This is a genomic window from Kluyvera ascorbata ATCC 33433 (assembly GCF_000735365.1).
Classification (GTDB): Bacteria; Pseudomonadota; Gammaproteobacteria; order Enterobacterales; family Enterobacteriaceae; genus Kluyvera; species Kluyvera ascorbata.
In genome coordinates this window covers 37,460-64,453 of the sequence record NZ_JMPL01000004.1, presented here as the reverse complement: position 1 = coordinate 64,453, position 26,994 = coordinate 37,460, and the positions used below count along the sequence as shown (strand labels likewise).

26 protein-coding genes and 1 pseudogene are annotated in these 26,994 nt (G+C 56.2%); 15 read left to right on the top strand and 12 right to left on the bottom strand.

The window, feature by feature from the left end; all coding sequences use genetic code 11:
- Positions 1-84 precede the first annotated feature (84 nt).
- From GKAS_RS02145 to ushA, 4 genes and pseudogenes are all read left to right on the top strand, one after another.
- Entirely contained in the window at positions 85-288 is a 204-nt protein-coding gene (locus tag GKAS_RS02145; protein WP_035891823.1) for a hypothetical protein, read from the top strand.
- Positions 289-328: 40 nt separating this feature from the next.
- A pseudogene (locus GKAS_RS02140) lies at positions 329-600 on the top strand (TIGR02594 family protein); the annotation flags it as partial.
- Entirely contained in the window at positions 584-1,120 is a 537-nt protein-coding gene (locus GKAS_RS02135) for a hypothetical protein (protein WP_035891822.1), read from the top strand. The pseudogene GKAS_RS02140 and the gene GKAS_RS02135, both read left to right, overlap by 17 nt.
- A 318-nt stretch (positions 1,121-1,438) precedes the next feature.
- Positions 1,439-3,091 carry a bifunctional UDP-sugar hydrolase/5'-nucleotidase UshA gene (gene ushA / locus GKAS_RS02130; RefSeq protein WP_035891820.1) on the top strand — a complete coding sequence of 551 codons (1,653 nt, stop codon included), beginning with the start codon at positions 1,439-1,441 and terminating at the stop codon, positions 3,089-3,091.
- A 100-nt stretch (positions 3,092-3,191) separates the two neighbouring features.
- Here the strand turns inward: ushA and ybaK are convergent, their stop codons facing one another.
- The 3 genes from ybaK to copA form a co-directional block, all read right to left on the bottom strand.
- Positions 3,192-3,671 (bottom strand): Cys-tRNA(Pro)/Cys-tRNA(Cys) deacylase YbaK, encoded by a 480-nt coding sequence (gene ybaK / locus GKAS_RS02125; protein WP_035891819.1) that lies wholly within the window; start codon positions 3,669-3,671, stop codon positions 3,192-3,194.
- 201 nt (positions 3,672-3,872) lie between these two features.
- Complete coding sequence (locus GKAS_RS02120; RefSeq protein WP_035891817.1) at positions 3,873-4,667, bottom strand: TraB/GumN family protein; 795 nt, start codon at positions 4,665-4,667, stop codon at positions 3,873-3,875.
- A gap of 88 nt (positions 4,668-4,755) precedes the next feature.
- A complete protein-coding gene (gene copA / locus GKAS_RS02115) occupies positions 4,756-7,257 on the bottom strand; it encodes a copper-exporting P-type ATPase CopA (RefSeq protein ID WP_035891816.1) in 2,502 nt (833 codons plus the stop codon).
- A gap of 94 nt (positions 7,258-7,351) precedes the next feature.
- On the opposite strand from copA, the gene cueR reads away from it, so the two are divergent.
- Positions 7,352-7,762, top strand: coding sequence for a Cu(I)-responsive transcriptional regulator (gene cueR, locus GKAS_RS02110; RefSeq protein WP_035891815.1), 411 nt, complete (start codon positions 7,352-7,354; stop codon positions 7,760-7,762).
- A 3-nt stretch (positions 7,763-7,765) separates the two neighbouring features.
- Here cueR and GKAS_RS02105 read toward each other — a convergent pair whose 3' ends face one another.
- Both GKAS_RS02105 and GKAS_RS02100 read right to left on the bottom strand, forming a co-directional pair.
- Positions 7,766-8,227, bottom strand: coding sequence for an NfeD family protein (locus tag GKAS_RS02105; protein ID WP_035891814.1), 462 nt, complete (start codon positions 8,225-8,227; stop codon positions 7,766-7,768).
- Entirely contained in the window at positions 8,224-9,141 is a 918-nt protein-coding gene (locus tag GKAS_RS02100) for an SPFH domain-containing protein (RefSeq protein ID WP_035891812.1), read from the bottom strand. The genes GKAS_RS02105 and GKAS_RS02100 overlap by 4 nt, the downstream gene beginning before the upstream one ends.
- 126 nt (positions 9,142-9,267) lie before the next feature.
- Here GKAS_RS02100 and fetA point away from each other — a divergent pair, with 126 nt between their 5' ends.
- Positions 9,268-9,927 carry an iron efflux ABC transporter ATP-binding subunit FetA gene (gene fetA / locus GKAS_RS02095; protein ID WP_035891810.1) on the top strand — a complete coding sequence of 220 codons (660 nt, stop codon included), beginning with the start codon at positions 9,268-9,270 and terminating at the stop codon, positions 9,925-9,927.
- Positions 9,920-10,705 carry an iron efflux ABC transporter permease subunit FetB gene (gene fetB, locus GKAS_RS02090; protein ID WP_035891808.1) on the top strand — a complete coding sequence of 262 codons (786 nt, stop codon included), beginning with the start codon at positions 9,920-9,922 and terminating at the stop codon, positions 10,703-10,705. The genes fetA and fetB overlap by 8 nt, the downstream gene beginning before the upstream one ends.
- Positions 10,706-10,789: 84 nt before the next feature.
- Here fetB and GKAS_RS02085 read toward each other — a convergent pair whose 3' ends face one another.
- From GKAS_RS02085 to tesA, 3 genes are read right to left on the bottom strand one after another with little or no spacing between them, the layout of a single operon-like run.
- Entirely contained in the window at positions 10,790-11,644 is an 855-nt protein-coding gene (locus tag GKAS_RS02085) for a co-chaperone YbbN (protein WP_035891807.1), read from the bottom strand.
- Between the two features lie 58 nt (positions 11,645-11,702).
- Positions 11,703-12,470: an SDR family oxidoreductase gene (locus GKAS_RS02080; RefSeq protein ID WP_035891880.1), complete on the bottom strand. Its 768-nt coding sequence runs from the start codon at positions 12,468-12,470 to the stop codon at positions 11,703-11,705.
- A gap of 22 nt (positions 12,471-12,492) precedes the next feature.
- Positions 12,493-13,125, bottom strand: a complete 633-nt coding sequence (gene tesA / locus GKAS_RS02075) for a multifunctional acyl-CoA thioesterase I/protease I/lysophospholipase L1 (protein WP_115074570.1) — start codon at positions 13,123-13,125, stop codon at positions 12,493-12,495.
- Here tesA and ybbA point away from each other — a divergent pair.
- From ybbA to GKAS_RS02035, 8 genes are all read left to right on the top strand, one after another.
- On the top strand, positions 13,093-13,779 hold the full coding sequence (ybbA, locus tag GKAS_RS02070) for a putative ABC transporter ATP-binding protein YbbA (RefSeq protein ID WP_035891805.1): 687 nt from the start codon (positions 13,093-13,095) through the stop codon (positions 13,777-13,779). The genes tesA and ybbA overlap by 33 nt on opposite strands.
- Positions 13,776-16,190, top strand: a complete 2,415-nt coding sequence (ybbP, locus tag GKAS_RS02065; RefSeq protein WP_035891804.1) for a putative ABC transporter permease subunit YbbP — start codon at positions 13,776-13,778, stop codon at positions 16,188-16,190. Before ybbA ends, ybbP begins: the two co-directional genes overlap by 4 nt.
- Positions 16,191-16,444: 254 nt before the next feature.
- Positions 16,445-17,587 carry a porin gene (locus tag GKAS_RS02060; RefSeq protein ID WP_035891803.1) on the top strand — a complete coding sequence of 381 codons (1,143 nt, stop codon included), beginning with the start codon at positions 16,445-16,447 and terminating at the stop codon, positions 17,585-17,587.
- A gap of 414 nt (positions 17,588-18,001) precedes the next feature.
- A complete protein-coding gene (locus tag GKAS_RS02055) occupies positions 18,002-19,594 on the top strand; it encodes an ABC transporter substrate-binding protein (RefSeq protein WP_035891802.1) in 1,593 nt (530 codons plus the stop codon).
- 55 nt (positions 19,595-19,649) lie between these two features.
- Positions 19,650-20,594 carry an ABC transporter permease gene (locus GKAS_RS02050; protein WP_035891801.1) on the top strand — a complete coding sequence of 315 codons (945 nt, stop codon included), beginning with the start codon at positions 19,650-19,652 and terminating at the stop codon, positions 20,592-20,594.
- A gap of 6 nt (positions 20,595-20,600) precedes the next feature.
- Complete coding sequence (locus GKAS_RS02045; protein WP_035891800.1) at positions 20,601-21,446, top strand: ABC transporter permease; 846 nt, start codon at positions 20,601-20,603, stop codon at positions 21,444-21,446.
- A complete protein-coding gene (locus tag GKAS_RS02040; protein WP_035891799.1) occupies positions 21,439-22,416 on the top strand; it encodes an ABC transporter ATP-binding protein in 978 nt (325 codons plus the stop codon). The genes GKAS_RS02045 and GKAS_RS02040 overlap by 8 nt, the downstream gene beginning before the upstream one ends.
- Positions 22,413-23,384 carry an ABC transporter ATP-binding protein gene (locus GKAS_RS02035; RefSeq protein WP_035891798.1) on the top strand — a complete coding sequence of 324 codons (972 nt, stop codon included), beginning with the start codon at positions 22,413-22,415 and terminating at the stop codon, positions 23,382-23,384. The genes GKAS_RS02040 and GKAS_RS02035 overlap by 4 nt, the downstream gene beginning before the upstream one ends.
- Here the strand turns inward: GKAS_RS02035 and mnmH are convergent.
- The 4 genes from mnmH to lpxH form a co-directional block, all read right to left on the bottom strand.
- Positions 23,381-24,469, bottom strand: coding sequence for a tRNA 2-selenouridine(34) synthase MnmH (mnmH, locus tag GKAS_RS02030; RefSeq protein ID WP_035891796.1), 1,089 nt, complete (start codon positions 24,467-24,469; stop codon positions 23,381-23,383). The genes GKAS_RS02035 and mnmH overlap by 4 nt on opposite strands.
- A gap of 107 nt (positions 24,470-24,576) precedes the next feature.
- On the bottom strand, positions 24,577-25,644 hold the full coding sequence (gene purK / locus GKAS_RS02025; RefSeq protein WP_035891794.1) for a 5-(carboxyamino)imidazole ribonucleotide synthase: 1,068 nt from the start codon (positions 25,642-25,644) through the stop codon (positions 24,577-24,579).
- On the bottom strand, positions 25,641-26,150 hold the full coding sequence (purE, locus tag GKAS_RS02020; RefSeq protein ID WP_035891792.1) for a 5-(carboxyamino)imidazole ribonucleotide mutase: 510 nt from the start codon (positions 26,148-26,150) through the stop codon (positions 25,641-25,643). Before purE ends, purK begins: the two co-directional genes overlap by 4 nt.
- 119 nt (positions 26,151-26,269) lie before the next feature.
- Entirely contained in the window at positions 26,270-26,992 is a 723-nt protein-coding gene (lpxH, locus tag GKAS_RS02015) for a UDP-2,3-diacylglucosamine diphosphatase (RefSeq protein WP_035891878.1), read from the bottom strand.
- Positions 26,993-26,994 lie beyond the last annotated feature (2 nt).

Below are 26,994 nucleotides of genomic sequence, written 5' to 3'. Positions count from 1 at the left end.
CGTCCTGGGCGTTATCGTCCGAGTGTTTTATTGGGGTGGAAAACTACGAGAGGCTGTGATGATATCCTTATCGGAACAACGATTATGGTGTTTGCTGCTGCTCATCTTCCTAATATCTCATTTGAAGTACCGCAGTTAGGGGCCCTTACGTTTACGCACAATGAGATCGCTTTCGTCGTTGGTATGTTGGGCTATAAAGGGCTGAAAGAGATTATTTTCTGGGTGATGAAAAACAGATTCGGAATTGATCTACGTGAGCGTATCGCACAGAGGAATAACAGCAATTAACCAGCCTCGCTAATGCGGGGCTTTTTTATGGGAAAAAATTATGAGTGAGCCTAAATGGTTGACTGAGGCCCGGCGCTATATCGGAGAGCGGGAAATTAAAGGGCCGCAGCATAACCCACTTATCGTGCAAATGTGGAAGGACATTAAACGAGGCGGAATTAAAGACGACGAAACGCCATGGTGCGCCGCGTTCGTTAGTTCTGTACTAGAGCGCGGCGGCATTAAATCCACACGTTTTGAGTCCGCCGGTTCGTACCTCGGCTGGGGGCGCAGTTGCTGCAGCCTGCTGTCGGGTGTGTTGCCGTGTTTAGTTAAAGGGGCGCAGGAGGCCGCGGCGGCAGCACAAGCAGACGCCACTGCAGCCCATGCTGATGCTGTTGCAGCAGCGGGGAGTGCGCTACAGGTGCTCGCGGCGATGAACGTGTCGGTAAACGGCATCTCTCCAGACGAATCGAGAAATATTCAGACCTACTCATGCGGAAAAACATTGTCGTCTGGCGTTCAGGCTTATACAGCCGTTGTTGAAAATATTGATACAGAAATGGTCAGCATGATCGCAAATGCGTCGTTTGCATCATCGCTTACTGTGGATTTATCTAATTTTGGCAAAGCGTCGCCAATCTATCGGGTACGCCTGGCTATCTCCGTGCGGGAACAATACGCGCCAGATGGGCTGACACTGATATTCACAGGGGTGAGTAAAATCTGGAACGACAGCGGGGAGGCGCCGTCTGAGGTCGTTTATAAAAACGATTTAACAGTTATTGACGTCTGGAGAACAGACAGCTCCACAATACCAATTGTTCAGACAATTTATAAAAGCGCCAACTGATAATGAAGGTAGCGCCGCGCGCCGATAATCAGCGCCTGCTCCTCGATTGACGCCTGCTCGATGCCGCGCCCCTCATTTCTGGTGAAAAAAACTGCATGGTGTATCTCATTTTTGATCACTACGCTATATTTTTGCTCTGTAGCAAATCAAAATTAGAGTATCCGGTCGCAGAAGAGGTATTTTGGGGGGTATAAAAATAACACCCCTTGATAGACCCCATTTTTATCAATGTGTTATGTAGTCTAATCTTAGTCTAAATTAGACTAAGATTTCAGAGCATTGTAATTTCGCGGTTGTTATTCACTCAGGGAGAGAAACATGCAATTTGTTAAACGGGGCGTGGCGCTGGCGATGCTGGCAGCACTGTCTTTGGTCAGCTTACCTTCGCAGGCCTATCAGCAGGATAAAACCTACAAAATCACCATCCTGCATACTAACGATCATCACGGTCACTTCTGGCGTAGTGAATATGGTGAATATGGTCTGGCGGCGCAAAAAACGCTGGTGGACGGTATTCGTAAAGAGGTGGCGGCAGAAGGAGGTAGCGTACTGCTGCTCTCCGGCGGCGACATTAATACCGGGGTGCCGGAGTCTGACCTTCAGGATGCTGAGCCTGATTTCCGCGGCATGAACCTCGTGGGCTATGACGCGATGGCCGTGGGAAACCACGAATTTGATAACCCGATGAGCGTGCTGCGTCAGCAGGAAAAATGGGCTAAATTCCCGTTCCTCTCTGCCAACATTTATCAGAAAAGTACCGGCGAGCGTCTGTTTAAACCCTGGGCTATTTTCAAACGTCAGGATCTCAAAATTGCCGTTATTGGTTTAACCACCGATGACACCGCTAAAATTGGCAACCCGGAATATTTCACCGATATCGAATTCCGCAAACCGGCGGAAGAAGCGAAACTGGTGATTCAGGAACTCCAGCAAAAAGAGAAGCCGGACCTGATTCTGGCGGCGACCCATATGGGGCATTACGACAATGGCGAGCACGGTTCCAACGCGCCGGGTGATGTCGAAATGGCGCGCAGCCTGCCTGCGGGTTCGCTGGCGATGATTGTGGGTGGTCACTCACAGGACCCGGTTTGCATGGCGTCGGAGAATAAAAAGCAGGTCGACTACGTGCCGGGTACCCCGTGTGCGCCGGACAAACAAAACGGCATCTGGATTGTGCAGGCACATGAGTGGGGTAAATATGTTGGCCGCGCTGACTTTGAGTTCCGCAACGGCGAGCTGAAGCTGGTGCACTATCAGCTGATCCCTGTGAACCTGAAGAAAAAGGTGACCTACGATAACGGCCAGAGTGAGCGCGTACTTTACACGCCACAAATCCCGGAAAACCCGCAGATGCTCTCGCTGTTGACGCCGTTCCAGAGCAAAGGTAAAGCGCAGTTAGATGTGAAAGTGGGCAGCGTGAACGGGCATCTGGAAGGCGACCGCAGCAAAGTTCGCTTTGTGCAAACCAATATGGGACGCCTGATTCTTGCTGCGCAAATGGCGCGCACTGGCGCTGACTTTGGCGTAATGAGCGGCGGCGGCATTCGTGATTCCATTGAAGCGGGCAATATCACCTACAAGAGCGTGCTAAAGGTGCAGCCGTTTGGCAACGTGGTGGTGTACGCTGACATGAGCGGTAAAGAGGTGACCGAGTACCTGACCGCCGTGGCGCAGATGAAGCCGGACTCCGGGGCTTACCCGCAGTTTGCTAACGTGAGTTTTGTGGCAAAAGACGGGCAGCTTCAGGACCTGAAAATCAAAGGTGAGCCGGTTGACCCTGCGAAAACCTACCGCATGGCGACCCTGAGCTTTAACGCCACCGGCGGGGATGGGTATCCGAAAATTGATAGCAAACCGGGATATGTGAATACCGGGTTTATCGATGCTGAGGTGCTCAAACAGTATATCGAGCAGAACTCACCGTTGGATGTGAATGCTTACGAACCGAAAGGGGAAGTTAGCTGGCAGTAAGGTTTGAGCCGTTCCCGGCGACGCTTCGCTTGGCCGGGCTACGTTCTATTCCCTCTCCCGTTTGGGGAGAGGGTTAGGGCGATGGGACAACGCGCACCGATCAATCCCGGCGCGCAATATCCGCAAACGTCGCGCCAAGAATTTTCGCTAAATCACCCGCTGCTAGTTCTATATCCAGCCCGCGTTTGCCACCGGAAACATAAATAGAGGCAAATTCCTGTGACGGCGCATCAATCACCGTTGGCAGGCGCTTCTTCTGCCCCAGCGGGCTTATACCGCCCACCAGATAGCCGGTCACGCGCTGGGCGACCATCGGGTCGGCCATGTCGACTTTTTTTGCCCCTAGCGCCTTCGCGACCTTTTTCAAATCCAGCTGCCCGGCGACCGGTGTCACCGCGACCGCCAGCTGTTTCATGTCGCCGTTCATCGCAACCAGCAGCGTTTTATATACCTGGTCGGCATTCAGCCCCAGTTTACGCACCACTTCATCGCCAAAATTAGTTTCATTTGGATCGTGATCGTAGGTGTGGATGCTGAACGGGATCTTGTTCTTTTCGAGTAGCTTAACTGCGGGAGTCATAACGTTCCTTCTTACTGCAGACGTGATATACAGCCAGCATACGCCCTAAAACGCACTAAAAAATAGTATAATCTTGCGCAATAGGTATTGGCAGTTGCGGCAACTTTGAGCGACAATCGAGAGATCCGGAGTGCGAACTCCGGGATAATAATAATGATGAAATTCCTCTTTGACGGGCCAATAGAGATATTGGCCATTTTTTTATCTCAGCATCTGCGGCAGGTTGCCTTCCCCATACAAATGGAGCGCCCCCACGGCCACCACATAACGCCCTGGCGCCAGCGCCAGCAGAGCGTCACGCCAGGCTTCATTGCGTTTTACCATCAACACATCATACAGCGACTGGCTAAAGGTATTGGGCAGCGACGCCGTGCCGTTAGACGGTGGCTGCTCTAACCACCATCCGATCATCACCTGCAGCAGCCGGGCGTTGGTGTGCCAGTGGGTCAGCGTATCGTCGAGTAACGCCATTCCCCCGTCGGGAAGGTGACAGAGCAGGGCTATCTGGCTATCTGCTCCCTCCAGTTCCTGCACAGGTAGCGATGTTTCGCGCGCCGCCTGCAGGAGCTGATAATCAATACCGTAATCCGGGCGCAGCCCCAGCTTTTGCGCCTGGGTGGCCTGCAGCACCATGGCAACCTGCCACAGCGGCTGGGTATCAAAGCGATACAGCGGCATTCCCAGTTCGTCGCTGAGTTTTTCCAACTGGCTGAACTGCGCTTCGCTGAGTCGTTCGCGAAGCGGTGGGTATTCCGGTAAATCGCTGAAAGGGGTCTCGTTACCGGAGATATCCGCTTCAACGATTAACGCATCGGCCTGACGAAGTTTTTTCAGCAGCTTAGCGGGAAGCGGCGCCATGTCGCGCGTTCCCATGTGAATGCTGCCTACCAAATGCAGATAGCGACCACCGGGGAGTATGACGTCCAGCGCGGGCCAACTGTATGGGGAACCGCGCAGCGTGTGCCACAGACGTTGTAGTTGATTTAACAGGCTCATCCGCGCTCCCTGGAAGGAAAATCTCATGCTAGCGCGATGGGGGGAAAGGTGCAAACGCGTCCCTCCCGGTGGCGGGAGGGACGGTGGGTTACTGTTTAGGTTTGAAGCGCAGCAGACGGTTAGCGTTACTCACAACGGTAATCGATGAGAGCGCCATCGCGGCCCCTGCAACTACCGGGTTCAGCAGTGTTCCGGTCAGCGGCCAGAGGATCCCGGCGGCAATCGGGATACCCAGCGAGTTATAGACAAATGCCCCGAGCAGGTTCTGCTTCATATTACGCAGCGTGGCGCGAGAAATCGCCAGCGCATCGGCGACCCCGACCAGGCTATGGCGCATCAGCGTAATCGCCGCGGTTTCAATCGCAACGTCGCTGCCGCCGCCCATGGCGATACCTACATCGGCCTGCGCTAACGCTGGCGCATCGTTGATACCGTCACCGACCATTGCCACTTTCTGGCCCTGTGCCTGCAAATCTTTAATCGCCTGCGCTTTACCGTCCGGTAGTACGCCAGCAATCACCTCATCAATACCCGCTTCTTTGGCAATCGCGTTGGCGGTGACGGGATTATCCCCGGTCAGCATCACCAGACGGTAGCCTTCACGGTGCAGACGTTGCAGCGCGGCAACGCTGTCACTGCGCAACGGGTCACGGATGGCGAACAGCGCGGCGGCTTTGCCGTCGATTGCCAACAGCACCGGGGTTGCGCCCTGTGCGGCTTGTTGCGCCATTTCATCATCCAACTCGCGGGTGACAACCTGATGTTCATGCAGCAGCGCCTGGTTGCCGAGCAACAGGGCATGTCCGTCACTTTCGCCGCTAACTCCAAGCCCACGCAGGGTGCGGAAGGCATTAACCTGCGGCAGTGATTTCTCGGCGGCTTTCTCCACAATAGCGCGCGCTAATGGGTGGTTCGAGCCCTGTTCCAGCGCGGCGGCCAGACGCAGCGCGGTGGCTTCGCTCATTGCGCCCAGTGTTTTTACCGCAACGACCTGCGGTTTACCTTCGGTCAGCGTGCCGGTTTTATCAAACACCAGCGTGGTGAGCTCACTGGCGCGCTGCAATGCATCGGCATCACGTACCAGCACGCCGTACTCTGCGGCGCGGCCGACACCGGCAATAATCGACATCGGCGTTGCCAGACCCAGCGCACAAGGACAGGCGATAATCAGCACCGTCGTGGCGATAACCAGGGTGTAGACAATCTGCGGCGCCGGGCCGAAGAAGTACCAGATGGCGGCGCTGAAAATAGCAATGGCGACCACCACCGGCACGAACACGGCGGAGATTCTATCCGCCAGTTGGCCGATTTCAGGCTTACTGCTTTGCGCCTGACGCACCATTTTAATAATGCGCGATAGCGTGGTGTGGCTACCAACAGCGCTTGCGCGGAACTGGACCGAACCATCTTCGACCACGGTACCGGCGTGAATGCTATCGCCATCGCCTTTTTGCTGCGGGATAGGCTCACCGGTCAGCATCGCTTCATCAAACCAGGCTTCGCCCTGGCTAATTTCTCCGTCAACCGGAACGCGGTCGCCGGTAGCAAGACGCAGGATCATCCCCGGCTGAACGTCGGCCAGCGGCACGGTTTTTTCACCATCTTCCGTCACCACGCGGGCGGTTGGCGGCGTCAGGTCGAGCAGTTTTTCCAGCGCCCGGGAGGAGCGCTGACGTGCACGTGCCTCCAGCATATGCCCCAGATTTATCAGACCGATAATCATGGCGCTGGCTTCGTAATAAAGGTGGCGGGCTTCCATTGGGAACCACTGCGGCCACAGGTTGACGCTCATCGAGTAGAGCCATGCGACGCCGGTACCTAAGGCGACCAGGGTGTCCATCGTGGCGGTACGGTTCTTCAGGCTTTTCCATGCGCTGGTGTAAAAGTGACCGCCGGCAAAGACCATCACCGCCAGGGTGATTAAGCCGATGACCAGCCACAGGGAACGGTTATCGTCGGAGACCATCATGTTGTCGCCAATCATGCCCCAGACCATCACCGGGATACCGACCAGCAGGGCGACGATCGCCTGCCAGCGAAAACGCTTCATGGTCGCGAGGGCGGTTTCCTGCTGACGTTCGCGGCGCTTGAGGTCATCCTCAATCGCTTCCGCGCCGTATCCCGCTTTTTCTACTGCCTGAACTAAATCCCCGGGGGAGGCGCTGCCCATAACCAGGGCCGTGCGCTCCGCCAGATTTACCCGTGCCTGTACGACGCCCGGTACGGCCTGCAACGCATTCTGTACCCGGGAAACGCAGCTGGCGCAGCTCATACCGTTGATCAGCAATTGTTGGCTGTCATCCAGTTCCTGTGCTGCCGGAAGCTCAGGGGTGGCCGCTGTCAGTGCTTCCGACGGGAGTGATGACTCTGCCAGCGGTTTAGCCTTTGGGTGGCTTAACTCCGCACCATAACCGGCTTGTTTAATGGTTTCGATAAGCGCGTCAGCGCTGGCGCTGCCGGTCACGTGGGCGGCTTCGATAGTCACTTCCGCATGGTCAACGTCAGGGCGTTGTTCCAGGCTCTCTTTCACGCGTTTTACGCAGTGGCCGCAGGACAGACCGTCCAGGGCTAGATCGATGGTTTGAGACATATCACTTTCCTCAATAATGGATGACCAAATTCACCTTATGGTCTACAGTTGTGAAGGTTAAACCTTCCAGCAAGGGGAAGGTCAAGGGGGAAATGTGAATATCAGTGATGTTGCCAAAAAAACCGGCTTAACCAGCAAAGCGATTCGCTTTTATGAAGAGAAGGGGCTGGTCACGCCGCCGCTGCGTAGCGAAAACGGCTACCGCAGCTACACGCAGAAACACCTTGATGAGTTTACGCTACTGCGTCAGGCACGACAGGTTGGGTTTAATCTCGAAGAGTGCGGCGAACTGGTGAATTTGTTTAACGATCCAAAGCGCCACAGCGCCGATGTGAAAGCCTATACGCTGCAGAAAGTCGCGGACATCGAGCGTCATATCAACGACCTGCAGGCGATGCGCGATCAGCTGCTCTCGCTGGCAGAATCCTGCCCGGGAGATGACAGCGCCGATTGTCCGATTATTGATAATCTCTCCGGCTGCTGTCACCGTAAAACCCTGGCCTGATGGCTAGCGAGGAGGGGAGAGTCTGATTCGCAGGACGATCCCTTCCACCGCAATCACCTCGACTTTGCTGCCAGCGGGCAGATCGTCATCGGCGGCAACCGGCCATGAGCTATCGCCAACGCGCATATGGCCGCGACCGTTCACCAGCGTGCTATCCAGCGTAAAGCGCTGGCCCAGCAGCTGTTGACCGCGCTGGTTAAGCTGGCCTTCTGACGGGCGCTGACGGCTTGTCCGCTGAGTCAGCCACTTCCACCATAGCCAGGCCGCCAGCAGCGTCAGCACGGCAAACAGCGCGCCCTGCCATTCCCAACCGATCGGCAGCAGCCAGGTAATGGCGCCGGTGACCGCCGCCGCAATGCCGCTCCACAGCAGGTAGCCGCTGCCACCGAGCATTTCAGCAACCAGAAGCAACCCGCCAAGGCTTAGCCAGAAGAGATGCGGGTGCGAGAGCACCAGCGCAATCATGATGATTTCCGTTCGCTGGCGCTGTCTTTAATCAGCTCGGCGATCCCGGCGATTGAGCCCATCAGACTGCTAGCATCCAGCGGCATCATGACCACTTTGCTGTTATTGGCGGAGCCAATCTGCTGCAGCGCGTCGGTGTATTTCTGCGCCACGAAGTAGTTCACCGCCTGAATGTCACCGGCGGCAATGGCTTCAGATACCATCTTCGTTGCTGTAGCTTCAGCTTGCGCAGAACGTTCACGCGCTTCTGCCTGCAGGAACGCCGACTGACGCTCACCTTCAGCGGTAAGGATCTGCGCCTGTTTTTCACCTTCGGCTTTAACGATTTGCGCCTGGCGAATCCCTTCTGCTTCCAGAATATAGGCACGCTTAGTACGTTCCGCCTTCATCTGCGCGTTCATAGCGTCGATAAGCTCAGCCGGTGGGCGGACATCGCGAATCTCGATACGGGTGATTTTGATGCCCCACGGATTCGTCGCTTCATCGACGATATGCAGCAGACGCGTGTTGATGTTGTCACGCTGGGAGAGCATTTCGTCGAGCTCCATCGAGCCGAGGACGGTACGAATGTTGGTCATCGTCAGGTTGATAATGGCCAATTCAAGATTGCTGACCTCATAGGCCGCTTTTGGTGCATCAATGACCTGAATAAAGCAAACGGCATCAATTGAGACGTTGGCGTTATCTTTGGAAATCACTTCCTGGGAAGGGATATCGAGCACCTGCTCCATCATATTGATTTTGCGACCGATGCGATCCATAAACGGCACGACCAGGCTTAAGCCCGGATGCAGGGTTTTGGTGTAGCGGCCAAAGCGTTCAACCGTCCACTGGTAGCCCTGAGGCACAACTTTGACTCCCGCCGCGACAATGACCAGCGCGACGAAGATAAGAACCGGGATAAATATCAGCATAAAACCTCCTGTTTAACTGTCCGTAACCTCTTCAAGTATATCGGCTATGCGGGGGAAATTCGCCCCCTGAAATTAATTGGGGTTACACTAAGGGCACAAAAGTCAGCATCAGGACACATTAAAGCAATGAAGGAAAATAGCGCGATTTTACAACTTGAACAGGTGAGCTTTCGTATTGGCGAGAAAACGGTCCTTGATAAGATTAATTTAAGCGTAGCCCCCGGTGAATTTAAGCTGATTACCGGGCCCTCCGGCTGCGGCAAAAGCACCTTATTAAAAATTATCGCCTCGTTGCTTTCACCTACCGATGGGAAGATTCTCTTTGAGGGGAAGGATATCAATGCACTAACGCCGGAAGCCTATCGCCAGCAGGTTTCCTACTGCGCACAAACCCCGGCGCTGTTTGGTGATACGGTTTACGACAACTTTATTTTCCCGTGGCAGATTCGCAATAAAAATCCTGAACCGGATCGTTTTCTGACGCAGTTGGCGCGCTTTGGCCTGCCGGAAGAGACGCTGTCGAAATCGATTAACGATCTCTCCGGTGGCGAAAAACAGCGGGTGTCGCTCATTCGTAACCTGCAATTTTTACCGAAGGTGCTGCTGCTGGATGAAATAACCAGCGCGCTGGATGAGCAAAACAAAAAGAACGTGAACGAGATTATTCATCAGTACGTGCGCGAGCAGCAGATTGCCGTGCTGTGGGTGACGCACGATAAAGATGAAATTAGCCATGCGGATGAAGTGGTGACGCTGCCTTCGCATCAGGAGGCGGTCAATGAATAGCGAACATATCATCACTAACCAATCGCTGGCGCTGTCGATGGTGCTGGTACTGGTGGCCATCCTGGTGAGCTACCGGGAAAAGCTGGCGCTGGAAAAAGACATTATCTGGAGTATCTGCCGGGCGGTGGTGCAGCTGATTATCGTCGGCTACGTGCTGAAATATATCTTCAACGTTAATCACGCGGTGCTGACGCTGTGCATGGTGCTGTTTATCTGCTTCAACGCGGCGTACAACGCGCAAAAGCGCAGTAAGTATATCGATAAAGCCTTTGTGTCATCGTTTATCGCCATTACCACCGGCGCGGGGCTAACGCTGGCGGTGCTGGTGTTCTCCGGCTCCATTGCCTTTGTGCCGATGCAGGTTATCCCTATTTCCGGGATGATTGCCGGGAATGCGATGATTGCTGTGGGGCTGTGTTACAACAACCTGGGGCAGCGCTTTAGCGCCGAGCAGCAGCAAATTCAGGAGAAGCTGAGTCTGGGAGCTACGCCGAAAATGGCTTCCGCACGCCTGATTCGCGAAAGTATTCGAGCGTCGCTGATCCCGACCGTGGATTCGGCAAAAACTGTGGGGTTGGTGAGTTTGCCGGGAATGATGTCCGGGCTGATTTTTGCCGGTATCGACCCGGTCAAAGCGATTAAATATCAGATTATGGTGACATTTATGCTGCTCTCAACCGCCAGCCTGTCGACCATTATTGCCTGCTATCTGACCTACCGGAAGTTTTACAACGCCCGCCATCAGCTGGTGGTGACACAGCTGAAGAAACGCGCGTAGCGTGAGATTTCCCGGGGTCGCTTCGCTTGGCCGGGCTACCAAAACGTAGCCCGGCCAAGCGAAGCGACCCCGGGAATCACACCGTTAGTACAGCAGCGAATACAGCTGGCGACGATACTTCGACGCCAACGCATCACCGGTACCGAGCGCCGCCAGAATTTCCTGCAGCATTTTGCGCGCCTGACCATCGGCCGCGCCTAAATCTTTACGCAGGTGGCTGAACAGCAGCTCCAGCGCCTCTTCGTTACGGCCCACCTGATGCAGCTGAAGCGCCAGCTTCGAGGCCAGCGCGGCATCTTCTGGGTTGGCCTCTACTTCTTGCTGCAATTGCTGAATTTCCGGCGTATCTGCTGCCTGCTTCAGCAGCTCGATCTGCGCAACCAGCCCCTGATAGCGGGTGTCCTGGTCCTGCAACGGAATGGTTTTCAGCACCGCTTCTGCCTCTTCTGAACGGTTAAGCGCAATCTGCGTTTCCGCCAGCAGCAGGCCAATCTGGCTGTCCTGACCGGAGAGCTGCCAGGCATCTTTCAGCAGCGGCAGCGCGTCGGCATGGTTGCCTTCCTGAATCAGCGCCAGCGCCTGCTGTGCTTTCAGCTCTTCTTCACGCGGCAGCACTTTATCGAGCAGCGCGCGAATCGCCTCTTCCGGCTGCGGGCCCTGGAAGCCGTCAACCGGCTGGCCGTTCTGGAACAGATAAACGGTCGGGATAGAGCGCAGGCCAAACTGAGAGGCGACCATCTGCTCGGCGTCGCAGTCGACCTTCGCCAGAATAAATTGACCGTTGTACTGCGCGGCCAGATTTTCCAGCACCGGCGTCAGCTCCAGACAGTGCTGGCTACGGTCGGACCAGAAGTAGAACAACACCGGTGTGGTAACGGATTGCTCCAGCGTCTGGTGGAGATTAGCTTCGGTAATGTTGACGATATTCTGTACGGACATAGGTCTTTCTCTGTAGTCGGTTTGTATTCGAGATGGGGGCAAAAGCGTCGGCTTCAACTTAGCCCTGCAGAATTTTGTCCATCGCACGACCCGGCAGCAGGCGTTTCAGCCAGCCAACCGCGTGGGTGACCAGGGTGACCGGATAGCGTAATTTCGGCTTATCGCTGATAAACGCATGGCGCACTTTCGCCACCACCGCATCCGGGCCTAGGGTGAAGCGTGCAGCAATGCCGGGATTCTCCACCGGCTTATCGCTGGTCTGGTTGACGTTCTCGGTAAAGCGGGTACGAATCGGGCCGGGTTCAATCAGGCTCACCTTCACGCCCGTATGGCGCAGCTCCATGCGCAGCGCGTCTGACCAGGCTTCCAGCGCGTATTTGCTGGCGGCATAAGCACCGCGGCCCGGCGTAGAGATAAGCCCCATCACCGATGACGTCATGACGATACGTCCTTCGCCGTGCGGGATCATCGCTGGCAACAGGCGCATGGTTAGCTGGTGGACGCCGAAAAAGTTGGCGGAAAACTGCTGCACCATTTGCGCGCGGCTGATGCTCTCCAGCGGCCCATAAACGCCATATCCGGCGTTATTAAACAGACCAAACAGACGATTGTTGGTCAGTGCGATCACCTGCTCCGCGGCGTTATCGACGCTTTCCGGGCTGTCGAGGTCGAGCAATATTCCGGTAAACCCCATGCCGTTCATGCGCTTCACATCATCGGGTTTGCGGCAGGCGGCCAGTACGCGAAAACCCTGGCGTTTCAGTTCTAACGCGCTTTCGAGGCCAATCCCGCTGGAACATCCTGTAATTAAGACCGATTTTTGCATAACTTTACCTGAAGACACCGCTTTACTTTCCGGCATCGTGATTAACTAATGGAGCCAGGCGTGTCGCCATCCAGTCAGCAATAAACGGCTGGGCGTCACGATTGGGATGAATGCCATCATCCTGCATCCACTGCGGCTTGAGATAGACCTCTTCCATGAAGAAGGGCAGCAGTGGAATAGAAAACTCGCTGGCGAGCCGCGGATATACAGCGCTGAAGGCCTCATTATAGCGGCGTCCGTAGTTTGCTGGCAGACGAATTTGCATTAATAACGGTTGGGCATGGGCGGCTTTCACCTGTTGCAGAATCGTGCGCAGCGTTTTCTCGGTTTGCTGCGGCTGAAAACCGCGCAGTCCATCGTTGCCGCCGAGTTCAACCAGCACCCATTGTGGTTTATGTTGTTGCAATAGTGCGGGCAGGCGCGCTAGCCCCTGGTCTGAGGTATCGCCGCTAATACTGGCGTTCACCACCGTGATGTCAGGTTGCCATTTATCGTTCAACAGCGCCGGCCAGGCCGTATTGGCCGCCATGCGATAGCCCGCGCTAAGGCTGTCGCCAAGCACTAACAGCGTGTCCGCCGCCGCGGCACGCAGGCTAAACAGAATCAAAAACAGGACAGGCAAATGCCAGCGGAAAACGTACTTGAAGTGCATCATCTTAAGAAATCCGTCGGTCAGGGGGAGCATGAGCTTTCCATCCTTACCGGAGTTAACCTGATTGTCAAACCGGCGCAAACCCTTGCTTTGATTGGCGAGTCGGGCTCCGGGAAGTCGACGCTGCTGGCGATTCTGGCCGGGCTGGATGACGGCAGCAGCGGCGAGGTGAAGCTGCTGGGGCATCCGCTGGAGAAGCTCGATGAAGAAGCGCGAGCGTGCCTGCGTGCCCAGCATATCGGCTTCGTTTTCCAGTCCTTCATGTTGATCCCAACGCTTAATGCGCTGGAGAACGTTGAGCTGCCTGCGCTGCTGCGTGGGGAAAGTGACGGGCAAAGCCGCCAGGGGGCAAAGGCATTGCTGGAACAATTGGGGTTAGGCAAGCGTCTGCACCATCTCCCGGCGCAGCTTTCCGGGGGTGAACAGCAGCGCGTGGCGCTGGCGCGCGCCTTTAATGGTCGCCCGGATCTGCTGTTTGCCGATGAACCGACCGGCAACCTCGACCGTCAGACCGGTGACAAAATCGCCGACCTGCTTTTCTCACTTAACCGTGAACACGGCACCACGCTGATTCTGGTGACCCACGATGCGCAGCTTGCCGCGCGCTGCGACCGACGGCTGCGGCTGGTCGACGGGCAGCTACGGGAGGAGGCATGATTTTACGCTGGTTCTGGCGGGAGTGGCGCTCGCCGTCGCTGCTGATTGTCTGGCTGGCGCTGAGCCTGGCGGTGGCCTGCGTGCTGGCGCTGGGCAGCATCAGCGACCGCATGGACAAAGGGCTCAATCAACAAAGCCGTGAATATATGGCGGGCGATCGGGTGCTGCGCAGTTCGCGTGAAGCCCCAACGCAGTGGATTGAGCACGCGCGCGCTCAGGGACTCACGGTTGGCGAAAAAATTAACTTCTCGACCATGACCTGGGCGGGCGATACGCCGCAGCTTGCCGACGTGAAAGCGGTGGATGACAGCTACCCGCTGTACGGCGACCTGCAAACCGAACCGGCGGGCCTGAAACCGCAGGCCGGGACGGTGCTGCTGGCTCCCCGCCTGATGGCGCTGCTGAATCTGAAAACCGGCGATAACCTTGACGTTGGCGACGCCACGCTGCGTATTGCCGGGGAAGTGGTGCAGGAGCCTGACAGCGGCTTTAACCCGTTCCAGATGGCGCCCCGGCTGATGATGAACCTGGCCGACGTGGCGAAAACCGGCGCGGTACAGCCCGGTAGCCGGGTAAGCTGGAGCTATAAGTTTGCCGGCACGCCCGCGCAGCTTGCCAGCTACGAAAGCTGGTTGCTGCCTCAGCTCAAGCCTGAGCACCGCTGGATTGGCCCGGATCAGGACGACGGTGCGTTAGGCAAATCGCTACAGCGCTCCCAGCAGTTCCTGTTGCTCTCGGCACTTCTGACGCTGCTGCTGGCGGTGGCTGCCGTGGCGGTGGCGATGGGCCACTACTGCCGCAGTCGCTACGATCTGGTGGCGGTGCTGAAAACCTTAGGTGCCGGACGGTCGCAGCTGCGCAAACTGATTATCGGCCAGTGGGTGCTGCTGCTGGCGCTTTCGGCGCTGGCGGGTGGGGCGATGGGTCTGCTGTTTGAGTCGGTCCTGCTAGCGCTGCTCAAGCCGGTGCTGCCAGCGGCATTACCTGCCGCTAGCGCCTGGCCGTGGCTGTGGGCGGTGGGGTCAATGACGATGATTTCGCTGCTGGTCGGGCTGCGTCCGTACCGGTTACTGCTGGCCACTCAGCCGCTGCGCGTGCTGCGACAGGACATAGTGGCCAACGTCTGGCCGCTGAAAATTTACCTGCCGTTGGTCTGTATCGTCACGGTAGTACTGCTGGCGTGGTTGATGGGCGGTAGCCCGCTGCTGTGGTCGGTGCTGGCGGGCGCGGTGGTGCTGGCGGCGCTGTGCGGGCTGGTGGGTTGGCTGCTACTCAAGGTGTTGAAGCGCATCACTTTGCGCGCGCTGCCGCTACGTCTGGCGGTGAATCGTCTGCTGCGCCAGCCGTGGTCGACGCTTAGCCAACTGGCAGCGTTCTCGCTTTCGTTTATGCTGCTGGCGCTGCTGCTGGTGCTGCGTGGCGATCTTCTGGATCGCTGGCAACAGCAGCTACCGCCGGAAAGCCCGAACTATTTTCTGATCAACATTGCCCCGGAGCAGGTGAGTGAGGTGAAAACCTTCCTGGCGGAGCATCAGGTGATCCCGGCGGCGTTTTACCCGATCGTTCGCGCGCGTCTCACCCAGATCAACGGTCATAGCACCGAAGGTAATAAAGATGAATCGTTGAACCGCGAGTTGAACCTTACCTGGCAAAATCAGCGGCCGCAGCATAACCCGCTGGTGGCAGGCGTCTGGCCGCCAAAATCAGGGGAGGTTTCTATTGAGGAAGGGCTGGCGCAGCGGCTGAACATTGGCCTTGGCGATAGCGTGACCTTCACCGGTGATACCCAGGACTTTACGGCGAAGGTAAGCAGCATTCGTAAGGTCGATTGGGAAAGCCTGCGGCCGAACTTCTTCTTTATCTTCCCGGACGGTGCGCTAGACGGTCAGCCGCAAAGCTGGCTCACCAGCTTCCGCTGGGACCACGGCACGACGCTGCTGACTCAGCTAAACCGTGAATTCCCGACCGTGAGCCTGCTGGACATTGGCGCTATCTTAAAACAGGTTGGTCAGGTGCTGGCGCAGGTCAGCCGGGCGCTGGAGGTGATGGTGGTTCTGGTGACCGCCTGCGGCGTGCTGTTGCTGCTGGCGCAGGTTCAGGTTGGCATGCGCCAGCGTCATCAGGAGCTGGTGGTTTATCGCACTCTCGGTGCCGGAAAGTCGCTGCTGCGTCTGACGCTGTGGGCGGAGTTTGCCCTGCTAGGGGCGATTTCCGGGCTGGTGGCGGCCATCGGCGCGGAGACCGCGCTGGCGATGCTGCAAACGAAGGTTTTCGACTTCCCGTGGTCACCGGACTGGCGGCTGTGGGTGGCGCTACCGCTGTGCGGGGCGCTGCTGCTGTCGCTGTGCGGCGGGGGATTGGGGCTGCGTCTGCTTAAGGGTAGGGCGCTGTTCCGCCAGTTTTCCAGCTAGCTATTTCCCGGCGGCGCTGTGCTCGCCCGGGCTACAGATTATGAGTAGCCCGGCCAAGCGCAGCGCCGCCGGGTCACTTTCCGCACCCGCAAAATTGCTCATCCTTTCATCAATTTGCCCGTTTTAGGGCACCATTCGGTAATTCTGCAGCGCTAAGTCGCACGTTTCATTAAAAATCAGTCAGGTGTAATTTATTAATAAACGATAAGATTTGTGTGCCAAATAGATGGCACGTAATCTATCAAGGAAAAATAATGACTATAAAAATGAAAGCGCTGGCGATCTCGATCGGCGCTGCAGTGGCATTGACGTCTTTCGCATCCCAGGCTGAAATTACCCTGCTCAAGCAGGATCCTCAGGCTGGTAACCCGCTGAGCCGTCTGAACTTCACCGTGGGCGGGAGTATTCGTCCGCAGTTCAACATGATGACCGGCGACGGCGACAAAGGCTCTTACAAACGTAATGGCTTTGACGGCGGCACCCGTTTCCGTTTCGCAGCTGACTACTACCTGTTTGATGACATCAGCTGGGTCAGCTACTACGAGCTAGGTGTCAACATTCCAGCGGTCTTCGACTGGGATAACCACTACGCTGAAGGCGCGAACAACACTACCCGTCGTATGCTTTACACCGGCCTGAAGAGCGATACCTGGGGTACGCTGACCTTCGGTCAACAGAACAGCATCTACTACGATGTGGTCGGCGCGAAAACCGATATCTGGGACTATGACATGATTGGTCAGGCGCCAGGTAACGGTATCAACGGTGACTACGATGGTTCTTACCGTACTCGTAAATCCCTGAAGTATAAGAAAACTGTAGGTGACGTGGACCTCTACGCTTCTTACCTGTTCAACGATGACCTGAACCTGAACAACGGCCTGCTTTACAAACGTAAAGGCGGCGGTTCACTGGGCGTGGATTACCACATCACCGATGACCTGAGCTGGGGTACGGCATGGAACTACACCCGTGCTGATATGAACACCACCTACAGCAGCGAAAGCAAAACCTACGATCAGAACATCCTGGGTACCGCGCTGAGCTGGACGCCGGATAACTGGACCTTCTCCCTCGGCGGCGGCTGGTACCAGAACTTCATGACCACCAAAAAATCTTCCGTACATGATTACTTCGCGGGCGATGCATGGGGCGTGGAATACTTCGCGGGCTACAAAATCCCAGTGGGTCAGTACGCGCTTAAATCCGTTCAGCCATACTTCATGGGTGACCGTATTGAATACGTGAATGGTCGCAACTACCAGCGTATCGACAACGGCGTAGGTATCAGCTTCCAGCTGGATTACGGTTTCCGTGTTGACTACGAACACGTATTCACCTCCAGTACCGATGACCTGGGTGATATGAACCTGGTTCGTCTGCGTTACGATTTCTAATCGTAATAAAAGGGCGGCATTGCCGCCCTTTGCTTAGTTTATTTTTATCTTTCCTTAGCTAAATAACATCTAACTCTCGCCTCGTTTCCCGCTTTTTTGTTACACATCAGCTGGTTATAATTCCCAATATTCAATTCCGTGGTTTTATTCGTTTTTTACGACTATTAGCGAAATTATCTATCTGATATTACACGCTTTATTTTATATGGTCGGAACTGTGAACCTGTTAGCAATGTGAAGTGGATTCAATTGCTTAGCGATTGATAATCGCGTTTATATAGCGCGTAAATAATTAAACGGGATAGACATAAAGTCCTGCGCAATGAAAAGGTTGTGAAATATCTTAATAACACCGGTCCGTTCATTTATTTCTTTGAAAGAATTAAAAATTTAAGGGTAAGGAGTTAATGAAGCATGCGTAAATTATGGGTTCCCACAGCGTTAATTTCACTGGCGCTGGGTTTAACGGGCTGTGATGATGCCAAAAATAAAGAAACGATTAACGCTCCTGCCGCCAGCAGCGACAGCGCGCCAAAAAAGGGTGGTTCGCTGATTATCGGCATTACTTCCGGCGACCCGCTGGCGGTGAACCCTATTTATGCCAGCGACCGCACCACGCTGACCATTATGCAGGCGCTTTATGCCCCGCTATACAGCTACAACGATGGCAAAATCGAATGGGGTCTGGCGGAAAGCCTGGAGCCGTCGGCGGATAACCTGAGCTATATCCTGAAACTCAAACCGAACCTGACGTGGCAGGATGGTCAGCCAATCACCGCCGACGACGTGGTGTTTACGTTTAATAAGTTGTTGGATGAAAAGCAGCACAGCTTCTTCCGCAGCATGTTCATGTACGGCGGTAAGCCGGTGCAGGTCAGCAAGGTCGATGACTTAACGGTGAAATTCACCTTACCGCAGGTTAGCGCGGCGTTCGTCGGCACGCTGGTGCAGATCTACCCGATCCCACAGCACGTGTTTGCTAACGAAAACGATCTGGAAAAGAGCGGCAGAAACGATGCGCCGGTTGGCTCTGGGCCTTTCAAATTTAAAGAGTATCGTGCGGGTCAGTATTACGCGCTGACGCGTTTTGACGGTTACTGGAATGGCAAGCCGAAGCTTGATTCCGTGACCTATCGCTTTGCGAAAGACAGTAACTCGGCCAACCTTGCGCTGCAAAACGGCGAGATCAACCTCAAGATGATTGACCCGCAGGACGTGTCACGCCTGAAAAAGACCGATAAGTTTAATTTCGTGACCTATCCTGAAGGGCGTCTGGCCTACATGGTCTTTAACCAGAATGTCCCGGTTATGCAGAGCAAAGCGCTGCGTCAGGCAATTGCTTATGCGCTGAATAAAAACGATCTGGTCACCACGGCCTTTACCTCGCTCGATTACGCGAAACCGGCCACCTCGTTCCTGACCCCAGACACGCTGTATCACTCTGATGACGTTGAACAGTACGCCTACGACCTGGAAAAAGCCAAAGCATTGCTGAAAGCCTCCGGCGCGCCGAGCGACCTGAAGTTGCGTCTGGCCTACATCAACACCAACAAAACCCAGGAGAGCATGGGGCTGTATATTCAGCAGCAGCTCAAAGCGCTGGGCATCAACGTTGAGCTGTTGCCGCTGGATGCAAATGCCATGTCGCAACGTAGCCTTGATATGAAAAACACCGGCTACGAGCTGAGCCTCGGTGGTTACATCATGGGTTCTGAGCCGGACGGCTATAAATCGCTGTTTATGAGCAATGAAGCCTACAACTACGCGCATTATAAAAATCCACAGTTTGATGCGCTGTGGGATAAAGGCGCTACGGAAACCGACAGCGCGAAGCGCGGCGCCATCTATAAGCAGTTGCAGCAGGTGGTGGCGACGGACATGACCTACTACCCGATTGCCTACAGTAACGCGGTCGTTGCGGTAGATAAACGCTTTGGCGGGACTCAGGAAGCGGAACCAAAACCGGTCTATATGTTCCAGGATTTATCCAAAATCTACCAAAAATAAGCGCTATTAGCCCCCGACGTCGGGGGCTTTTTGTGAAGGGAATGTCGTGAACACAATGTTGACTCGTCGGCTGCTGCAACTGCTGCCGATGCTTTTCTTTATCTCGCTGGTGGCGTTTTTGCTGGTAAAGCTCGCCCCGGGTGATCCTGTTCAGGCGTACATTACGCCACGAATGTCGCCGGAGGATATTGAGCATATTCGTCATAGCCTTGGGCTGGATAAACCGCTGGTCACCCAATACCTGCTGTGGCTGAAAAATATCCTGCATGGCGATCTCGGGTATTCGCTGATTTACCACCGTCCGGTGCTGGAGATGATCATCGAACGGATCCCCGCCACCCTCGGTTTGATGGGCGCGTCTCTGCTGCTGGCCATTGTGCTGGCGGTTCCGCTCGGCCTGCTGGCCGGTGCTTTCAAACATCGTTGGCTCGACTACGTGCTGAACCTGTTTGCGTACGTGGGGATTTCGGTGCCGATTTTCTGGTTCGGCATTCTGCTGATTACCGTTTTTTCCGTGCAGCTTAACTGGTTCCCGAGTATGGGGATGCGCACGATCGGCATGGAAGACAGCTGGCTCGATGTGCTGCGGCACGGCATTCTGCCCTGTATTGCCCTGACGTTTTACAACCTGTCGACCTACGTACGCTATGTGCGTTCTAACACGATCACCCAACTGTCCGCGGACTACGTACAGACTCAGTTGGCCTATGGTGCAACCTACCGCACGATCCTGTTCCGTCATGTGCTGAAGAACGTGCTGCTGCCGGTGATCACCCTGTTTGGACTGTCGTTTGGTGAGCTGGTGGTCGGGGCGTATGTGACCGAAAGCGTCTTCTCCTGGCCGGGGATGGGGCTGCTGGGGATCCAGGCGATCACCTCGCTGGATTACCCGCTGATCATGGCCATTATCCTGCTGTCGTCGTTGATGCTGATCGTTGGCAACCTGCTGGCCGATCTGCTGTATCGCTTTGCCGATCCCCGCATTCGTACTTTGAGGTAACTGACGATGAATCGACGTTGGCAAAACGTTCGCCACCAGCTCCGCCGCAATCGTCCGGCGCAGTTTTCCCTGCTGGTGCTGTTTATTTTTGTGGTTGCGGCGCTGTCCGCAGGCTTAAGCCCTTACGATCCCGACCAGATGTCGCTCGCCTCGCGCATGTTACCCCCTGATGCGGCGCACTGGTTCGGCACCGATGAATACGGCCGTGACTACTTCACCCGCGCGCTCTCCGGCGGGCGGATTTCGCTGATGGTTGGTTTTCTGGCGATGCTGTTCTCCACCCTGATTGGCACCCTCGTCGGGACGATAAGCGGCTATTTCGGCGGCTGGCTGGATAACCTGATGATGCGCGCTGTCGATATTCTGATGGCGATTCCCGCCTTCTTCCTGCTGTTGGTGCTGAATGCGTACCTGAAGCCGGGCGTCGATAATATTATTATGATTATCAGCCTGTTAACGTGGATGAATATGTCCCGCCTGGTGCGTGCCGAAACGCTGTCCGTCAAGGAGCGTGAATACGTGCTATACGCCCGCGCGTCGGGGGAAAACCCGCTGCGCATTATTGCCCGCCATATTATTCCCGGCGTACTGCCGACCATTATCGTGGCTGCCACGCTGAATATCGCCTCGGCCATCCTGATGGAATCGACGCTCAGCTTTCTCGGCCTTGGCGTACAGCAGCCCGCCGCCTCGTGGGGCAGTATGCTTAACAACGCACAGTCCTACATCGGTGATGCCTCATGGCTGGCGATGTTCCCGGGGATTCTGATTTTGTTGACCGTATTTAGTTTTAACGTGCTGGGCGATGTCTTCCGTACCGCCTTCGAGCCGGGAGCCAACCGCGATGCCTGATTTACTTGAGCTTGAGAATCTACAGACCTCATTTTTTACCCGCGATGGCGAGGTTCACGCGGTGCGCGGCGTCAGTTTTTCGCTGAACGCCGGGGAATTGATCGGGATCGTTGGCGAGTCAGGTTGCGGGAAAAGCGTTACCTGTAAATCGATCCTGCAACTGCTGGGGAATAACGGCAAAATTACCGGCGGCAGCGTGCGCTTTCGCGGAGACTGTCTGGCGCAAAAAACGCCGCAGCAGATGCGACAGATTCGCGGCAATGAGATTGCCATGATTTTCCAGGACCCGATGACCGCTCTGAATCCGGTGCTGACCATTGGTCGTCAAATGACGGAAATCCTGATGCGCAATAAAGGGCTGAGCCGCAGCGCTGCCAAAGAGAAAGCGCTGGCGATGCTCGATAGCGTTGGAATTGCCGATGCCTCGCGGCGCTTTAACCAATATCCGCATGAGTTTAGCGGCGGTATGCGCCAGCGGGTGATGATTGCCATTGCGCTCTCCTGCGACCCTCAACTGCTGATTGCTGATGAACCGACAACGGCGCTGGACGTGACGATTCAGGCACAGATCCTGCGGTTGTTGAAATCGCTGCAACAGCAAACGCAGACGGCCATTATGCTGATTACTCACGACCTTGGCGTGGTGGCGCAGATGTGTAGTCGCGTAGTCGTCATGTACGGCGGGCTGGTGATGGAAGAGGGGAGCGTTGAGGATATTTTCCTGCGTCCGGCGCACCCGTATACCCGCGGCCTGCTGGCCTCTTTACCGCGCGCTGACGACCCGGAACATCGGCTGTCGCCGATTGAAGGTTCGCCTCCGGGCCTGCTTAACCCGCCGCCGGGCTGCCCGTTTGCAGAACGCTGCTCGCAGCGAATGCCACAGTGCGATAGTTCGCCCGCCTTTCGGACCTGCGGTGAAGGACATCGGGTGGCGTGCTGGTTAGGGGTACAACAGGAGGCATCTGCATGAGCGAGTTCCCGTTAATTCGTCTGCGCGACGTGCGTAAACACTATGCGCTAAATGGCGGCATATTCAGTCAGAAGCGGGTGGTTAAAGCGGTCGATGGCGTCAGCTTTGATATTCAGCCCGGAGAGACCTTTGGCCTGGTCGGCGAGTCGGGCTGCGGTAAGTCCACCGTGGGGCGTGCAATTCTGCGCCTGTTTGATATTACTTCCGGCGACATCGCCTTTGACGGGCAGGATATCGCGCAGGCCTCAGAGAAAACGCTCAAACCGCTGCGTCGCCGAATGCAGGCGATATTCCAGGACCCCTGGTCGTCGCTTAACCCGGGCATGACGGTGCAGCAGCTGGTGGCGGAGCCGATGAAAATTCATGGCTACGATGCACACACCCAGCGCGAACGCGCCCAGGAGATGCTGTACAAGGTCGGGCTTAAGCCTGAGCATTTGACTCGCTTCCCGCATGAGTTCAGCGGCGGCCAGCGCCAGCGCATCAGTATTGCCCGCGCGCTGTCGGTACGCCCGGAGTTTGTATTGTGCGATGAGCCTTTGTCGGCGCTGGACGTTTCGGTGCAGGCGCAGGTGGTGAATATTTTGCAGGATCTTCAGCAGGAGCTTGGCCTGACCTACCTGTTTATCGCTCATGATTTGTCGATGGTGCGGCATATTTCCAGCCGTATTGGCGTGATGTACCTGGGTAAACTGGTGGAGGTAGCGCCAGCGGGCGAGCTGTATCAGCACCCGGCGCACCCGTATACGCAGGCGCTGCTGGCCTCGGTGCCGGTGCCTGACCCGCGAATACAGCAACTGGAGTTGGGTGGACTGAAAGGTGAGCTTCCGAGCCCGACTGAGGAAATCAGCGGCTGTCGTTTTTGCAGCCGCTGTCCGCAGGCTATGCCACAGTGCCAGCAGCAGGAGCCGCCGATGCAGGAGATTGCCCCTCGCCACTTTGCGGCCTGCTGGCTATTTAAGGTTTAAGCGTGCGTTGACAGCCAGTGCACCACGTCTTCAGACGTACCGCGGAAGACGATTTTGCTGGCTTTCTTTTCCAACTGATAGCGGTACATCGGGTCGTAATACTCGTTGAGCAGCGGCACCAGCCAGGCAAAGTGTGCCTCGGTTGAACCGCTGCGCTGCTGTTCAGCCAGCGCCTCATCAAGCGTGGCGGTCAGTTCGGCAAAACGCTGTAGCCCCAGGCGACGGCGAATGGCGAACAGGCCGTGGTGCAGATAGGCGCTGTACTCTTCCCAGCCTTTTTCTTCACCAAACGCGGCGGTAAAGTCGCGGTGCATATGGGTGAAATACTCTTCACGCAGACGCTCGAGACGCAGTTCGAACGGATCTTCAACCACTGCGATCGGTGCCTGAGCCATGCGATCGCGCAGGCATTCCGGCAGGTGGTTAGCGCCGATCATATGACCTTCATCTTCCAGCACCCAGCGAACCTTGTCCTGCTGATATGCGCCTTTTAGCAGCGCGGTTGCCAGATGGTTCTCAAAGGTAGCCTGAGAAAACTGCGGTGTTAACGTACGACCAAACGACGACCCGCGATGGTGAGCGAGCCCTTCGAGATCGATCCCCTGCGGCTGTTGGCGCACCAATGGCGTTTTGCCATTACCGGTACAGCCGCCGATCAGCACGATCGGATGGCGCACCAGTTCCTCGGTAGCCTTAATGGCAGCCTGGCGTAGCGCCTTATAGCCGCCGACGATCAGCGGGTAATCAAGACCGTTTTCTTTGATCCAACTCTGGGTGATATGCGAACGCTGGCCGCCCCGGGCGCAGCACAGATAACCCTGCGGCGCGCGACGACAGGCATCGAGCCAGGCGTCAATGCGCTGTTGGCGCGTCTGCCCGGAGACCAGTTTATGCCCCAATGCCAGCGCCGCCTCGGGCCCCTGACGTTTATAGCAGGTGCCAACGGCGGCGCGCTCAGCGTCGTTCATTAGCGGCAGGTTGACTGCCGCGGGCATCGCGCCCTGAGCAAACTCGACGGGGGCACGCACGTCAATGATGGGCGTTTCCGCGCGCAGAATAGCGCAGTAATCCGTCCCATTATCCATGGGGAAATCCTTCTTAATTTAATCGGGGGTAACGCGATAATGGCGGGATTTTACGCTTCAGAGAGGGGGCCGGGGAAGGATAAGTTGCTTTCCCCGGCATTTAAGGCTTACTTCAGGCGTGATTGCGCCCAGGCAATACCGCTCGCGTACTCCGGTGGCAGCAGGGGTACCATCGCTTCCAGCGTGGCGCTGAGGCGGCCGGTGTCGCTGTCATTGAGGTTCAGGTGGCCCACTTTGCGGCCCTCGCGTACCTCTTTGTCGTACCAGTGCAGGTGCACCAGCGGCAGCTTCAGCCAGTCGTAGTTCAGGTCGGTACCAATCAGGTTCACCATCACCGACGGGCTGTTAACCACCGGTGGCGGCAGCGGCAGGTCAGTAATGGCGCGCAGATGCAGCTCAAACTGGCTGATGGACGCGCCGTTTTGCGTCCAGTGGCCGCTGTTGTGCACGCGTGGTGCCAGTTCGTTAATCAGCAGCCCACCAGGGGTGACGAAGCACTCCATCGCCATCACGCCGACGTAGCCCAGCTCCTGCATAATGGCGCTGAGCATGGATTCAGCCTGAGCCTGCTGCTGTGCGTCCGCCTGTGGGAAAGCGACGCTCATGCGCAGAATGCCGTCCTGGTGCAGGTTTTGGGTCAGCGGATAGAACACGGTGCTGCCATCGTGGGCGCGCGCGCCAACCAGCGACACTTCACCAGAGAAGTTAATGCCTTGCTCAACGATGCACTCGCCGTAGCACTCGGCAGGCAGCTGTGCGGTTTCGTCTTTACGCAGACGCCACTGGCCACGGCCATCGTAGCCGCCGGTGCGGCGCTTAACGATAGCCAGCTCACCTAAACGACCAAACACCTCAGGCCACTCGTCGGCGCTTGCCAGCAGCTGCCACGGGGCGGTTGCCAGATTCAGCTTATCGAACAGCTGCTTTTGCGTCAGACGGTCGGCGATAATCGGGAATACGTCACGGTTAACAAACGCGGTGTGTTCGGCCAGTTCGCGGGTCAGGGCGGTTTCCGGCCAGCGTTCAATCTCTGCGGTGATGACGCTTTGCTGGAACGGCACGGCTGCCGGGTCCGCTTCTAAGCCCACCGGCCAGACGGCAATACCCAGCGGCTCACCGGCCTGACGCAGCATACGACCTAGCTGACCGTTGCCCAGCACGCAGACCTGCTTCATGCCGCACCTCGTGGGTCTGGGTTATCCAGTACTTCATCGGTCTGCGATTTACGCCAGTCAGCAAGACGTTGATGCAGTTCGGCATCGTGCTGAGCCAGAATCTGTGCGGCAAGCAGGGCGGCGTTAGCGGCACCTGCTTTACCGATAGCCAGCGTCCCCACCGGAATACCGCGCGGCATCTGGACGATAGAGTAGAGGCTGTCTACGCCGCTTAATGCAGCGCTTTGTACCGGTACGCCGAGTACCGGCACCAGAGTTTTGGCGGCAATCATTCCGGGTAAATGGGCTGCACCGCCGGCACCGGCAATAATCACCTGGTAACCGTTCTCTTCTGCCGCTTCGGCAAAGCTGAACAGTTTATCGGGCGTACGGTGGGCGGAAACCACTTCAACATGGTGAGGAACGTTCAGAATATCGAGGATTTCTGTGGCGAACTGCATGGTAGCCCAGTCGCTTTTGGACCCCATCACGATGGCGATACGTGCCGGATTATTGCGGGAAGACATGCGTCTTAAAACTCCTGTGGGTGTGCTGCACACGACGTTAGAGGCCACAGAGAATAACATGGAAAACGGGCAAGGAAAACGGTTGCGTCGCCATGCGACGGGGTAATAAAGGGGAAAAATTAAAATGGGAAGGCGATAAGCGTCACGTCGTCTTTGGTGACGCGGATAAGCGAACCTTCAGTATGCCAGGCACCAAGTACCGCGCGAAACGCCTCGTCGCCGTTAGCCTCAAGCGCGTGGATATCCGGGCGATGGGTATGTCCGTGAATTAGCCACTGCACGTGATGTTTCTCCATTACGTCGATGACCGCCTGCGGGTTTACGTCCATGATTTCCATCGACTTACTGCTGTTAGCGGCCTTGCTGTCATTGCGCATCTTCTGGGCAATACGGCGGCGGATAAACAGCGGCAGGGCGAGGAACAGCTTCTGGATCCACGGCGTGTGCACTTTGGCGCGAAAGGCCAGATAGCCGGGGTCATCCGTGCAGAGGGTGTCGCCGTGCATAATCAGAATGCGCCGGCCGTAGAGGTCGAGCATCTTCTCTTCAGGCAACAGCTGCATGCCGCTTTCAGCCGCAAAACGTTTGCCGATCAGAAAATCACGGTTGCCGTGGATGAAGTAGCAGGGGACGCCAGAATCGACCAGCGATTTGATGGCGGAGGCCACTTCGCGGTGTAGCGGGTTAGGATCGTCATCGCCAATCCAGGCTTCAAACAGGTCGCCTAAGATGTACAGCGCGTCGGCCCGGCGGGCTTCGCCGCCTAAAAAACGCAGAAAACCGGCGGTAATCGCCGGTTCTTCTGTTTGCAGATGAAGATCTGCAATAAAGAATGTCGCCACCA